Consider the following 11,635-nt stretch of genomic DNA (forward strand, 5'->3'; position numbering starts at 1 on the left):
AAAAACAGATTATTAAAGTTAAGGTTGGAAAAGATAACATCCTGCAAAGTTTTGGAACAAACATTTACAAAACCTAAGAATTTACAACACATATTAAATGAAAGTGTAAATATTTGGTTTGAAACAAAAAGAGATAAAAAAGCCGTATTAAACGTAGATAAAAAAGTATCAAAATATTTTAAAGAAAAGAATTACTTTCCGAAACAGAAAATAGTTAAGGAATATAAAACAGGCGATATGGTTTTGGAATGTTACTTTGCCAAAGAAGAAGAAATTCTTCATACAATACTTCAATGGATTCCATACATAATAGTAAAAGAACCGAAATCTTTAATTGATAGCATTAAAACAAGAATAGAAGATTATCAAAAAAAACTAAAGTAACAGGTTTTAAAAAATGAATTTATTAATAAAAGCAAGTAGTTTTGTCGGGAAATATATGGCTGTGATAGTTCTTGTTATTACGGCGGTTGCTTTGTTTATTCCGAAAGCGTGTTTATGGATTTCGTTATCGTGGATAAACTGGCTTCTTATGGTTATAATGTTCGGTATGGGGCTTACACTAAAATTTGAAGATTTTAAACTTATATTTACCCGCCCTAAAGATATTATTACGGGTTGTATTGCACAGTTTACAATAATGCCTGCACTTGCTTTTATATTAAGTGCAATATTTAACCTTGATGCCGCACTTACCGCAGGTGTTATTCTTGTGGGAACTTGCCCCGGCGGAACTTCCAGCAATGTTATTACATATCTTTCAAAAGGAGATGTTGCATTGTCGGTAAGTATGACGAGTGTTAATACATTACTTGCACCGTTTCTTACACCTGCAATTACTTATATTTTATTAAGTAAAACAATTAATGTCGATATTGTTTCAATGTTTGTTTCCATTGTAACGGTTGTAATAATTCCAATAGTTTTAGGTTTTATTATCAATAAATTTTTTATCGGCTTTACACAAAAAATTATAAAACTTCTTCCTCTTGTTTCGGTTATCGGTATTTGCATGATTATTGCATCGGTGGTATCTCATAATGCATCAAAAATTTTATCAACGGGGTTGCTTGTATTTACCGTTGTAATTTTGCATAATATTTTAGGTTATGCTTTCGGTTTTGCTTTAGGTAAAATGTTAAAATTCAACCAGCAAAAGATAAAAGCACTTTCTATAGAAACAGGGATGCAAAATTCTGGGCTTGCAACAAGTATTGCAAACACATCGTTTTCGTCAATGGCTATGGCAACGGTTCCCGGTGCAATATTTTCCGTATGGCATAATATTTCCGGAGCAATTTTAGCAAATATATATAACCGTTGGAACGGGAAAAAATATAATTAAAGGAGATTTATATGAAAAAATTATTTTTTGTTCTTACCATGTTTTTTATTTTAACAGGATGCAGCCAACATTATTCGGCAAACAATGCAAGCAATAAAACATTATTCCAAATATCAACACTGCAAGCACTTATGCAGGGTTATTATTATCCATCTTCCACGGTAGGTGAACTTAAAGAAAACGGTGATTTCGGTATAGGTTGTTTTGAAGCCGTAAACGGTGAACTTATTATGCTTGACGGTGTTGTGTATCAGGCAATTCATGACAGCTCCGTATTGGTTCCCGACAATAATACAACAATTCCTTATGCAACGGTAGCATTTTTTAACAACGATATAAGTGCCGAGTTTGAAAATATAACCTCCATCGATAACCTTAAAGAACAGCTTGACAACATAGTAAATAAAAACGGCAGAAATTTATTTTATTTTGTTAGAATAGACGGAGCTTTTGATAAACTTACTTACAGAAGCGAATATGCACAAAAAGAACCGTATAAACCGCTTGCAAAAGCTATGGAAACAGACCAAACTTTTTTTAATGCCGAAAACGAAACTGGAACGATAGTCGGTTTGTATTGTCCTGATTTTATGGATAAACTTAATTCTCAAGGATGGCATTTCCATTACATAAATTCAAGCAAAAAAAACGGCGGACATTTACTTGAAGTTTCCGCAAAAAAAGCAACGGTCCAATTGAGTAAAAAAACAAAATTTGAAATGAAACTAAGTGAAAAAGAAAATTTCCAAAAACTTCCGCTTTCCAAAGATATGAGCAAAGATGTGCATGAGGTGGAAACAAAATAAATATGCAAAAGCAGTATATTGTTTTGCTTTATAAATATTGACAAACAAAATAAAAAAAAGTATCATATTTGAATAATCGCGGGGTGGAGCAGCCCGGTAGCTCGTCAGGCTCATAACCTGAAGGCCGTAGGTTCAAATCCTACCCCCGCAACCAAGTATACCTGATTCCGACATGGCTCAATGGTAGAGCATCCCGCTGTTAACGGGAGGGTTGTAGGTTCGAGTCCTACTGTCGGAGTTTTTTTATTATTAAAAAAATATTGAATAATGTGTTTTGAATAAGATATAATAAATAAAATATGTTAAATAATAAACCGAAAGGAGTATATTATGGCAGAAAGTATTGACATTAAAGCATTAAATGAAAAAGTAAAACAGCAATCATCTGCAATGATGGGTTTGTTAAGTGAAGTATCAAGAGTTATCGTCGGACAAAGATATATTTTGGAAAGAATGCTTGTAGGGTTACTCACCGACGGGCATATATTACTTGAAGGTGTTCCAGGGCTTGCAAAAACATTAGCCGTAAATTCTATGGCAAAAGCGGTATCGGGTGATTTTAAAAGAATTCAGTTTACCCCCGATTTGCTTCCTTCCGATTTAACCGGAACATTAATTTATGATGCAAAACAAGGTAACTTTACCGTTAAGAAAGGTCCCGTTTTTGCTAACTTTATTTTAGCCGATGAAATAAACAGAGCACCTGCAAAAGTTCAAAGTGCTTTTTTGGAAGCCATGCAGGAAAGGCAAGTTACATTAGGTGATACAACTTATAAATTACCGGATCCTTTTTTGGTTTTGGCTACACAAAACCCTATAGAGCAGGAAGGAACTTATCCGCTTGCCGAAGCACAGGTTGACAGATTTATGTTAAAGTTAAAATTAGGTTATCCCACTGAAGAAGAAGAAAAAACAATTCTTGCAAGATATTCTTCAAGAACAAAAATAGAAGTAAATTCCGTTTTAACTTTGCAGGATTTGGAAGAAGCCAAAAAAGCCGTAGATGAAATTTATGTTGACGATAAAGTTAAAAATTATATAGTAAGTATAGTATTTGCAACGAGATATCCCGAAAAATATAATTTAAAGGAATTAAAAAACCTTATAGCTTTCGGAGCATCGCCGAGAGCGACAATTAACTTGAATTTGGCCGGTAAAGCATTGGCATTTTTAAACGGAAGAGGTTTTGTTACACCTGAAGATATTAAAGATATCGGACACGATGTGTTAAGGCACAGAGTGCTTACCACTTATGAAGCCGATGCACAAGGTTTAACAAGCGACGATATTATTAAACAAATATTTGACGGGGTTGAAGTTCCGTAAAAAATTGCTTTAAGCAATTTTTTATTTCCAAAGTTCCTGATACATATAAAAAACATTTCTCAATATTCTTTGAAACGGGCTGTTTTTTCCGTTGCTTTGGCTGCATATACCCAACCATTCATCGTTAAACAAACCGTCAATCGTAACACCTTTCCATGCACCGTTAATCGTATCGTGAACACTGGGGCTTCCTATAAGCCACCATTTGTCAAGCCAACAATAAATTACACCGCCTAAAGAATTACCGGTTCCGTTACTTAAATAACTGTTACCGATTATATCTTTCCAAGCACCTTTATGATACTTTACCTGGTATGCTTCGTTTGAAGTATTTTTACTTGTATTATAAGCATCACAACCGTATTCGGTAATTAAAACCGGCTTATCAAGTTCCTGCTCAACTTTTGCCCATAAATTACCGAAACCGAAAGGCCCGGTATATTGATTTATACCGAATATATCCAAACTCGGACAATACTGTTTATAATATTTAAGAAATTTTGTGGTAGCATTACATACACCGACGGGATGATTTTTATCTATCTTTTTTATTGCAACACAAGCTTCTTCCAAAAATTTTGCAAACTCTTCCGGATTTGAACTTGCATTTGTATTTGTTGCAGTTGAATTTATTTGTTTACCGTCAACATCGTTTTCGTTCCCCAACATCCACATTAAAATAAACGGTTCATCTTTATATTCTTCAACCATATTTTTAACACTTTTTAACATATTTTTTCTATGTTCTTTATCTGTATAATCGGTTCCTTTTGACCAGGTAGCATCACTGCCTTTTGTATAAGCACCGAAAAGATTTCCCATTATAACCATTATGCCGTAATTTTTATACAAATCCCTAAGAATTTCTTTATTTATTTTTTCACAATGATAAATTCTTATCGTATTGCATCCCATTGCTTTAAGCAATGCAAAATCACCTATATTTTTTTCTTCAATATCCTGATAATTATTTCCGTTTAAATCAACCCAACTGTCGTAAGGTCCGTCCGGCTTTCCGTTATAATTTTCATCCTGAAACATCCAATCGTTAGTTGCAGGTTTTTCACCGACCTTTGAAACGGAATATTCGATACCTTTTACGATATAAGGTTTTCCATTAACCATCAGTTTCCAACCGTTATCGGTTTTATCCAAATAAACAGTTGCCGATTTAGGAGATTCTACGGATTGAGGAAAATCATCATCTTCCTGACCGTAACAAACTGTTGAACATACACATAAACAAACCGTCAATAAAGTTGATATTATTTTTTTTATCATTTTGTTTTATACTTTTCCCACATATCTTTTATTGAATAATATGCTTTTCTTACCTGCCTTTTAAAAGGAGTTAATGTTCCGTCACCTACCGAGCATATACCGAACCATTCCTCATAAGCACAACCGTCTATAAAAGGCCCCATCCATTGTGATGTTTCATCATGAACCGACGGATCAAATTCAGGAGGAGGACCTGCCTTCCACCATTCATCCGTCCATTCAAATATTATTCCTCCAAGTGCATTTCCCGAACCGTAACCGGCAACATTTTCCTGAATATTTTTTATACTTCCTTCATGGTATATAGCTTGTTGCCTTTCATTTTCATCGGCATCATACATTTTACTGAATGCCGGACAACCGTATTCGGTTATAACAACGGGTTTTTCATATAAATCGGAAACATCTTTCCACAATGCCCCGAAACCTTCCTTACCTCTGTAAGCATTTGCTCCGTAAATATCAAGGTCGGGAGCATTTTGAGCACATATATCTAAAAATAATTGATCCCCGTTACAAATTGCTACCGGTCTTTGTTTCGGATCCAATTCTTTTATTAATTTTGCACATTCGTTAACAAATTTATAATATGCGGGAATATCTTTGCGAACATTACAACCTGTTCCTGCCGAAACACCCACAACACCGACTGTCCCGTAATTATTTTCATTTCCCAAAACCCACATTAAAACATAATCCTCGTCTTTATATTCTTCAACCATTTTTTTAACACTGTCCATCATTTTTTCACATTGCTCTGGGTTTGTATAGTCGGTTCCTTCAAACCATTTAGCACCGGAATCGGTACAATACATTCCGATAAAATTTCCTATCATATACATAAATCCGTATTTTTCATGCCCTTCTTTTAGAAGCTGTTTATTAAAATTCGGATAATGATATAATCTTAAAGTATTTATTCCCATATCCTTCATAAGCTGAAAATCACCTATAGTCGGCTCATCAGCATCCTGAATTTCATTTTTATTTTTATCGTCCCATGCTTCATACGGTCCGTCTATAATACCGTTTTTGTTATAATCGGCAAACATCCAATCCCTTGAAACATTTAATGTTCCGTTATCGGGAGAAAGCCCTACAGGGTTCGGTGAATAACAAATACCGCGAACTATAAACGGTTTATCGTCAACAAATAACTGATAATGTTTATTGTTGTATTCTACAAGCTTAACGTTTCCTTTACCGACGGTTTTTTTGATACCTATTTTTTTAAGATTTACAGGTTTTAAATTCCAATCTTTCTTTTTTGCTTTTACCAATTTACCGGGATTTATTATAAAATTGTCATTATTCTTATCGTCATCATATTTACCGTCGATATGAATATCGGCATCAACCAATTTAACACCAAGTTCTGGATGTTCTTTTGTTAAGTATTTTATTTTTTCAACCGCAACAGGTCCTACATACCACGGAGTATTCCAAAAAGTTACCCCTTTAGCCCTCGGGAAAAATACCAATATGGCATAATATGCTTTTACTGCTCTTTCATAATTACCCGCATTTTCAAGTGCCAGTGCCGTATAATATAATTTAACCCCCGGGTCTTCGGCGGTTGTTGCCCATTGATAATAATTAGCTTCAAAATCCGTATTATTTACAAAATCCCATTTTACGCCGTCAAGTCTGCCGTCTTGTTTTACTTGTTTAAAATAAGGGCTTTTATAAACATCCGAAGTATTCGGGAAAATACCTTCACCGGTGGCATCTTTTAAACCTTTTGCATCCGTAATTGTATATTTGTATTTATCCGTTCCCACATTTTCAAATGTTCCGTATTTTTCATACCGAACAAATTTTTCCGTTCCGGGAGTATTTATTTTAAAACAAGTTTGTTTATTATCCGCATAACTTAACGAAAAAACACCTAATACGGTAAATATGCTCAGTAAACACAGTATTCTCCCCGTTCTATTCATACACGCCCTCCGATTATTGAAATTTATTGATTTTTAACTTTTGTGAAAAAAATGGGCAGTGCAGGGATTGAACCTGCGACCTCCTCCTTGTAAGGGAGATGCTCTCCCTAGCTGAGCTAACTGCCCACTGACGGTAAAAACTTCCAAAACAACGTAAGTATTTTAACATTTTATTTTTTTTATGTCAATAAAAATAAATCATAGCCGTAATTATATTCGGCATCATCAGCATTTTCACATTCGTAATACCAACTTAAATAATCAGTTTGAGTTACATTTTTAGATGATGTTTGCCAAATACCGAAAGATGCCAATACTACAAATATAAAACTTGCTGCCAAAATAAAATGCTTTCTTGTCCAATTTACAAAAACAACTTTATTATTTTTTTGTTTTTGTTGTTCTATTTTATCAAATATTTTAAGTTTTATATTTGAAGTTTTTTTAGGTGCAACTTTTGTTGACAATAAAATATTTCTTGTTTTTTGAAACAGTTCAAGGTTTTTACGGCATTTAGGGCAATTTTGCAGATGAGCATTTAAAACGGATAATTCTTCATCCGTTATAACACCGTCGATTTTTTTAGAAATTAAAAATTCATATTTATTGCAGCTCATCTAAAACACCTTCTTTTACTAAAATATCTTTTAATTTTTTTCTTGCCCTGAAAAGCCAAATTTTTACTTTATCCTGCGATATATCAAGTATTTTTGCTATTTCATCATAAGACAAATCTTCAATATCTCTTAATGTTAAAATTGTTCTGTAATTATCCTGCAATTTTTCCATTGCTTTACGAACCAAAACCTGCTGCTCTTTCTCAATTGCCTGTTTTTCAATATTATCTTTTTTATTTTCAATTGAATCTATAAAATCAGTTTCCTCATCATCATCGCCTTTATATTCGCTTAACGGCACGAAAGGAGCTTTTTTCTTTTTTGAAAAATTTATTGCCTCATTTATTGTTATTCTATATATCCATGTTGATAATGAGGAGGCAAATTGAAATTTACTTAAAGAGAAAAATACTTTTACAAAAACATTTTGTGCTATATCTTCATTATCAGGTTTATTACCGCAAAACGACGTTATAACACCAAGAACCATATTTTCATATTTTTCCACTATCTGTTCAAACAGCTTATCTTGTCCGGCAACAATTTTTTCAATCAATTCTTTTTCTGTCATACCGCTACCTTTTAGACAACAACATAAAAAAAATGTTACAAATTATTTTGTTTTTGAAGATGTTGCAGTTTTATTTTTTATTGAATTTAATTTTGCTTTATTCAAATCGTTTGTATATGAATTTGAACTTTTATTTACTTTATTCGATTTATTCTTTACGGATTGCCTGTTAACATTTGCTTTGCCGACATTTTGTTTGTTAATGCTTGTTTTTGTTGAAGTACTTTTTTTAACCGTATCCAATTTTAATAATTTATTTATCGTTTGAGTAGAACTTTTTACATAAGTGTTTGCTTTATCTTTTGTTTTTAATCCGCCTTTAGTATATTTGCATGCCGGGTTCCATAAAAGCCATGTTGTTACATCACAATCAACACAAGCTTGAATTTGTGCCTGAACTTCTTCCGGGCCGTATTTAACACCTCTTATTGAAAAATCCTGTAGCCATGGTCTTAATTTTTCCACCGGAATTCTTTTTTTTGCACCCTGAAGAGCTATATATACGGTTCTATACGGTTCTTTATTCGGATGAGGTATTCCGTAATCTCCTTTTCTGTAATGTGAAGGATATACCATCGGACTTACATAATCCACATGTTCCGTCATTTCAACAATTTTTTGCCCTATACCCATATCGGTTGTTGCAGTTGTTGTAAGCCCGAAAACATCTATGGATATTTTTATATTTTTAGGTGCAAGTCTCTTCTTTGCCTGCCTTAAAAATTCAACTATGGCTTGGCTTGCGGTTGTTGATGTTCTTTCAACTTTATATCTGCATTCTGCCACATTACCGTCGGAAGGGAACCTTATATAATCAAATTGAATTTCATCAAAGCCCATATCGGCTACAGCTTCCGCCAAATCCAAAATATAATCCCTTGCTTTTTGATTGTACGGGTCAAGCCATGTAAGTTTTTTATAATCTTCCCATAACTGTCCGTTACTCGTTTTAACGGCAAGTTCGGGCTTTTTTCTGGGCATTGTATTATCCCTAAAACAAACAAGCCGTGCAATTATATAAACATTTCTTTCTTTAAGACTTTGAACATATTGCATAGGATCCGGAACACTTTTTGAATAAGCCAAATCGCCCGCAACGCCTTTTATTGCAATTTTGCCGTCAATTTCCTTTACGTCAATAACAACGGCATTCATCTCGGTATTATCTACCAAATCATCTATTTTATCTTTAAAAAATTGTGAGCCCATTGTAAGTGCCGTAAGGTGCATACCTTTTGCATTATCACTTGTAACTTCCTGTGCCGAAATAAAGTTTATACAAAATGTTAAAATAAAAATAACCGAAAGCAATAATTTTTTCATAATTAAATACCAAATAAATTTTTAAAATTAAACTTCAGTATACTTCCTTTTATTGTATTTAAAAACTGCTTTATTGTCAACTTGCACACATATTTTTAAGATTAGAAAAAATGAGTATTTTAAGATTGGAAACAGATAAATTTTTATATCTAAAAAACGGTGAAGCATATCTATGTCAAAAATAAAAAATCAATAAAATTTTATTTTAAATTTAATAGCTTTTCCGCATTTGAATGAAGTATCTTTTCCAAATTATCCTGTTGAATATTTAAAGTTTTTATATATTCCAATTCTTTTTTGGGATGACCTACGGGAAAATCCGAACCGAACAATATTTTATTTATATTATGTTTGTTAAAAAACCTTAAAGTTTGTTCTTTCCGCATAAATATAATTGAAGAAGAAGTATCTATATAAAAATAATCGTCGCCTACAATTACATTATCTTTTTCAAGCCCGTCCCACATTCTAAAACCGCCCATGTGGGCTGCTACAAATTTTATTTCGGGAAAATGTTTTTTAACATTTAACATTTGTTTCGGACCTGCCTGAATAAGCCCTGTTAAAGACAGCTCATACCCGCAATGAAAAAGTAACGGAATTTGTAATTTTTGTATTTTTTCATATATCGGAAAAACTCTTTCATCGTCAATATAAAACATTTGAAATTCCGGCTGAAATTTTATTCCCTGTGCATTATCTTTAATTCTGTCAAGTTCATAAGACCATTTTTCATAAAAAGGATGAAGTGAAGCAAATTTTATAAACCTGTCCGATTTTATTGAAAACAGCCAATTGTTTATATGGTCTACCTGGTCGGGACGTGAAGCAACCGAAGCAATAACACTTTTTGAAACTCCGCTCTCATCCATAACAGCCATTGCATTATCCACCGTCGGAAGTGCTGCCATAGGTCTTCTGTAAGAAGCTTCCAAAAATTCTTTCGCCTTCTCGGCTATTTTATCCGGCCATAAATGTGTATGAAAATCTATTATTTCCATTTTTCCTGTTTTTATTATATTAACTTAAAATTCACAATATATCACTAACTTTTTTACAAATAATATCTGCATATTTTAAATATTGTTTTGGTAAACTTGTAGTAACAGCCACACAAAACATTTTTGCAGCTTTTGCAGCTTTTATTCCGTTAGGTGCATTTTCTATAACTATACACTCGCTTGGTTTAACTTTCAGTTGTTTTGCTGCCGTCAAATATGAATCGGGATGAGGTTTTCCTTTTTTTATCATATCGGCTGCTATTATAACATCAAATTTTGATATTATTTTTTTTGGCAACATAGATTTTACTTTATCTCTGTTAGAACCGGTAACTATTGCAAGAAGAAAACCTTCTTTTTTTAATTTATTTATAACCTGTTCAATATCGGGAAACAAAAAAACTTTAAAATATTTTTTATATAATTTATCCCTTAATTTTAAAACTTCTTCCATTATTTTATTATTACATTTTATATTATCTCTTTTAAAAAATCTTTCAACACAAGTTTCGCATTTCTCGCCTTCTTTCTCATAAATATCAAACGGAGAAACAGTAACATCATATTTTTTTAAAGTTTCAAACCAGGAAATAAAATGATACGGCATGGAGTCAACTATGACTCCATCCATATCAAATAAAACTGCCTTATATTTTTTTAAACTCTTAATCTTTTTTGCTTCCAATCTTCTATTCTTCCAATATTTTATCGTTGTTGTGTGCAGTTGTCGGTCAAACCTATAACCTTATCACCTTATAACCCTATATAAACTAAAAATTGCCTTCGGCAATTTTTATAATCCTAAAGCTACTTTGTCATCTACAATAGAAACATTATTTTTTTGTAAAACATCTATTGCTTTTTCAACATTATCAAATTTTAATACCATCAATGCCTTTTCACTGGCTTTTTCAACAAAGCCGTACATATATTCAAGGTTTATATCATTATCTGCCAAAACTTTTAATGCTTTTGCAAGACCGCCGGGAGTATCGGAAACTTCAACGGCAACCACAGGTGCTATTTTTGCAATAAAGCCGTTTTCTTTAAGAATTTTTTTTGCTTTTTCGGTATCGTTTAACACCACCCTCAATATTCCGAACTCCGGAGTTTCCGCAATTGTAAGTGCTTTTATATTTATATTATTATTACCCAACAAACCGCAAACTTCAGCAAGCCGACCTTTAGTATTTTCAATAAAAATTGATACTTGGCTAATTGTTTTCATTATTCCTCCTAAAAATCGCCCTCAGCGATTTTTAGCCGATAAGCTGAAAAGCTGAGTAGCTGAAAAGTTTAATAACAAATCTTTTAAAAATTTCTTTTGAAGCACGACTTAACGATAGCTGAGACAGAAAATGTTACACATTTTCTTGGCTTAGTGCTTAGAGCTTAGAGTTTTCGGTATTTTTCGCTAAGGCGAAA

General features: G+C 32.9%; 12 protein-coding genes and 3 tRNA genes. 6 read left to right on the top strand and 9 right to left on the bottom strand.

What is annotated here, in order from left to right:
- The 6 genes from ACMUOV_RS08170 to ACMUOV_RS08195 all read left to right on the top strand — a co-directional run.
- On the top strand, positions 1 to 384 hold a 384-nt coding region (locus ACMUOV_RS08170), incomplete at its 5' end, for a WYL domain-containing protein (RefSeq protein ID WP_413854644.1).
- 13 nt (positions 385 to 397) lie between these two features.
- The gene (locus ACMUOV_RS08175; RefSeq protein ID WP_413854646.1) at positions 398 to 1,345 is read left to right on the top strand and encodes a bile acid:sodium symporter family protein; all 948 of its coding nucleotides are present in this window, start codon (positions 398 to 400) and stop codon (positions 1,343 to 1,345) included.
- A gap of 11 nt (positions 1,346 to 1,356) precedes the next feature.
- A complete protein-coding gene (gene budA, locus ACMUOV_RS08180; RefSeq protein ID WP_413854647.1) occupies positions 1,357 to 2,151 on the top strand; it encodes an acetolactate decarboxylase in 795 nt (264 codons plus the stop codon).
- A 77-nt stretch (positions 2,152 to 2,228) separates the two neighbouring features.
- Positions 2,229 to 2,305, top strand: a tRNA-Met gene (locus ACMUOV_RS08185).
- A gap of 12 nt (positions 2,306 to 2,317) precedes the next feature.
- Positions 2,318 to 2,389: transfer RNA gene (locus ACMUOV_RS08190), tRNA-Asn, on the top strand.
- Positions 2,390 to 2,481: 92 nt separating this feature from the next.
- Positions 2,482 to 3,477: an AAA family ATPase gene (locus ACMUOV_RS08195; RefSeq protein ID WP_413854648.1), complete on the top strand. Its 996-nt coding sequence runs from the start codon at positions 2,482 to 2,484 to the stop codon at positions 3,475 to 3,477.
- 21 nt (positions 3,478 to 3,498) lie between these two features.
- On the opposite strand, the gene ACMUOV_RS08200 is transcribed toward ACMUOV_RS08195, so the two are convergent.
- From ACMUOV_RS08200 to ACMUOV_RS08240, 9 genes are all read right to left on the bottom strand, one after another.
- Positions 3,499 to 4,758, bottom strand: a complete 1,260-nt coding sequence (locus tag ACMUOV_RS08200; protein ID WP_413854649.1) for a glycoside hydrolase family 2 TIM barrel-domain containing protein — start codon at positions 4,756 to 4,758, stop codon at positions 3,499 to 3,501.
- Positions 4,755 to 6,698, bottom strand: coding sequence for a glycoside hydrolase family 2 TIM barrel-domain containing protein (locus tag ACMUOV_RS08205; protein WP_413854650.1), 1,944 nt, complete (start codon positions 6,696 to 6,698; stop codon positions 4,755 to 4,757). Before ACMUOV_RS08205 ends, ACMUOV_RS08200 begins: the two co-directional genes overlap by 4 nt.
- 52 nt (positions 6,699 to 6,750) lie before the next feature.
- Positions 6,751 to 6,824 (bottom strand) — tRNA-Val (locus ACMUOV_RS08210).
- A gap of 53 nt (positions 6,825 to 6,877) precedes the next feature.
- Positions 6,878 to 7,315: an anti-sigma factor family protein gene (locus ACMUOV_RS08215; protein ID WP_413854651.1), complete on the bottom strand. Its 438-nt coding sequence runs from the start codon at positions 7,313 to 7,315 to the stop codon at positions 6,878 to 6,880.
- Positions 7,302 to 7,886, bottom strand: coding sequence for an RNA polymerase sigma factor (locus tag ACMUOV_RS08220; protein ID WP_413854653.1), 585 nt, complete (start codon positions 7,884 to 7,886; stop codon positions 7,302 to 7,304). Before ACMUOV_RS08220 ends, ACMUOV_RS08215 begins: the two co-directional genes overlap by 14 nt.
- A 42-nt stretch (positions 7,887 to 7,928) precedes the next feature.
- Positions 7,929 to 9,209: a putative glycoside hydrolase gene (locus ACMUOV_RS08225; protein WP_413854654.1), complete on the bottom strand. Its 1,281-nt coding sequence runs from the start codon at positions 9,207 to 9,209 to the stop codon at positions 7,929 to 7,931.
- Between the two features lie 200 nt (positions 9,210 to 9,409).
- Positions 9,410 to 10,210, bottom strand: coding sequence for an amidohydrolase family protein (locus ACMUOV_RS08230; protein ID WP_413854655.1), 801 nt, complete (start codon positions 10,208 to 10,210; stop codon positions 9,410 to 9,412).
- Between the two features lie 31 nt (positions 10,211 to 10,241).
- Positions 10,242 to 10,895 carry an HAD family hydrolase gene (locus tag ACMUOV_RS08235; RefSeq protein WP_413854656.1) on the bottom strand — a complete coding sequence of 218 codons (654 nt, stop codon included), beginning with the start codon at positions 10,893 to 10,895 and terminating at the stop codon, positions 10,242 to 10,244.
- Between the two features lie 108 nt (positions 10,896 to 11,003).
- The gene (locus tag ACMUOV_RS08240) at positions 11,004 to 11,438 is read right to left on the bottom strand and encodes an ACT domain-containing protein (protein WP_413854658.1); all 435 of its coding nucleotides are present in this window, start codon (positions 11,436 to 11,438) and stop codon (positions 11,004 to 11,006) included.
- Positions 11,439 to 11,635 lie beyond the last annotated feature (197 nt).

Source organism: Candidatus Ruminimicrobium bovinum (assembly GCF_902760015.1).
GTDB classification, from domain to species: domain Bacteria; phylum Elusimicrobiota; class Endomicrobiia; order Endomicrobiales; family Endomicrobiaceae; genus Ruminimicrobium; species Ruminimicrobium bovinum.